Origin of the sequence: Nocardioides sp. NPDC057772 (assembly GCF_042798075.1) — a bacterium.
In the GTDB taxonomy this organism is placed as follows: Bacteria; Actinomycetota; Actinomycetes; order Propionibacteriales; family Nocardioidaceae; genus Nocardioides.
This window is the reverse complement of record NZ_JBHVKN010000341.1, coordinates 1-1,975: the sequence shown is the minus strand read 5'-3', so window position 1 is coordinate 1,975 and position 1,975 is coordinate 1. Positions and strand designations below refer to the sequence as shown.

Sequence of the window (1,975 nt, the reverse complement as noted above, 5' to 3'; positions counted from 1 at the left end):
GCCTCGGTCAGCGCGCGCAGGTAGGCGACGCCGACCGCGATCGACCAGCCGAGCTCCTGGACGTCGGAGGCGCCGAGGTCGTGGGCGGCGGTGGCGTCGACCACGATCGCGCGTACGCCGATCCCCTGGGCCAGACGGGCCAGGTCGACCAGCTCGGCGAACGCCTCGTCGGGCGCCAGCGGCAGGTCACGCAGCAGCGCACCCATCGGGTCGGCACCCAGGTTGGTCGCGGCGTGCAGCCCGGTGCCTCGCTCGGCGATCAGCGCGAGCAGGTTCTGGGCGACCTTGACCGCGCCGATCGGTGCGTCGAGCACGATCGGCGCGAGGTCCAGGAGCACCTTGTCGAGCAGCACGTTCAGGTCGGTGGTCTCGTCGGCGGCCACCCACAGCGAGGACACCCCGCCGTCCAGGTCGACGAGGGCGGCCTCATTGGCCGCCTTCGCGTCCATGCCGGACAGGCCGGAGACGAGCGAGCGGATGTCCCAGGCGCCGGCACGCGTGGGACGCGCCACGTCGGCGAAGGACATGTCCGGCAGCCCGAGCGGGGCGATCCGGAGTCCGTCGAGAGAGGTGCGGGTCAGCTTGTCCCAGACGAGGGAGTCGGCGTCGTCGGCCGTCAGCCGACCGCTCTTACGGAGGACAGCGGCGGTCGCCGCCTCCCACTCTGCCTGGGAATGGGCATCCGCCGGCTGGGCAAGGCGCAACGAGTCGGCGCGAGCGGCGTCGTTCATGGGTCGAACCTTAGGCGGATGAAGTGGCGGTGACCACAAAGTGTGAGGTTTACAACCGGTATCCGTTCGCCGATAACCGCCGATTCCTTCCGCAGGCGTCATAGCCGGGTGACCTGTGATGACTACGCTCACCCCCGACTTCCTTCCCCCGGCCAAGAGACCTTTGTCCTCATTTCCGGAGAACCCCTCCGTAACGACGGATGCCCCGCCGAGTATCAACCCCGTGCAAGACCACGCTTACTACTCGGAGGCGTACCGTCGGTGGCTAACCGGCCGTGCCCTCAGCCCACAGACCATCAAGCTCTACACCGGAGTCCTCCGAAGGGCCTGGGAAGATCTCGGAGACCTCACTAGGGTCTCCGAGGACGACCTCGGCAAATGGATCAACTCCTACAGGGGCTCAACCCGATACACCTACGTCGCCGCGCTCATGTCGGTATTCGACTGGCTCGACATCGTCGGCCACCGCGGGGTCCACCCGCTGCGCCGGGTCGACCCACGCGAGCGGATCAAGCGTCCGCAGCGGCCTCGGTCGCGGCCGCGGCCTTTCTCTCCCGAGGAGGAGGAGCTGGTGCTGCGCTCTGCCGTCGGCCAGATTCGGATCTGGCTGCTGCTTGCGCTGCGCCAGGGCCTGCGTCGTCACGAGATCGCACAGATCCGCGGCGACGACTTCGTCGACAACCAGCTCCGCGTCGACGGCAAGGGTCAGAAGGTCGCGTGGCTGCCGGTCCACCCAGAGATCGCGGTGATCGCGCAGGAGATGCCAGTCAGTGGCTGGTGGTTCCCCTCGGCAACCAGCGGGACGGGCCACATCACGCCCGACTGGGTCGGCAACCAGGTTGGCACGCTGCTCAAGCTGAACGGGCTGTCGGGATCGATCCATCGCGGCCGGCACACGTTCGGCACCACGTTGCTGCGCAACGGGGTCAACCCGCGGGTAGTCCAGGAGCTCATGCGGCACGACAACCTGGAGACCACGATGCGCTACCTCGAGGTCATTGAGGACGAGAAGGCGAAGGCGATCAGCGGACTGGGGTCCCTGCCGTCGGCAGCCTGATCCGCGTGTGCCGCCTGATGACTTCCGGCCCTTGATCCGCCGCCCACCGATACCTTGAGATAGGAACGACAGCCCCTCCCAGTCACTAGCTGGGAGGGGCTGCGTTGTTCAGATTAGCGTCAAACGGCGGTGCAATGTGAGGGACCTAATACCTTTACCTGCCCCGGTATTTTGCAATGCAGAAACG

The 1,975-nt window shown here is 67.1% G+C and carries 2 protein-coding genes; one reads left to right on the top strand and one right to left on the bottom strand.

Annotated features, from left to right (window positions below):
* The coding region (locus tag ACFVJS_RS27360) for a methylmalonyl-CoA mutase family protein (RefSeq protein ID WP_378886698.1) at positions 1 to 731 on the bottom strand (731 nt) is incomplete at its 3' end.
* A 223-nt stretch (positions 732 to 954) separates the two neighbouring features.
* Here ACFVJS_RS27360 and ACFVJS_RS27355 point away from each other — a divergent pair.
* The gene (locus ACFVJS_RS27355; RefSeq protein WP_378886696.1) at positions 955 to 1,788 is read left to right on the top strand and encodes a tyrosine-type recombinase/integrase; all 834 of its coding nucleotides are present in this window, start codon (positions 955 to 957) and stop codon (positions 1,786 to 1,788) included.
* The last annotated feature ends 187 nt before the right edge of the window (positions 1,789 to 1,975 follow it).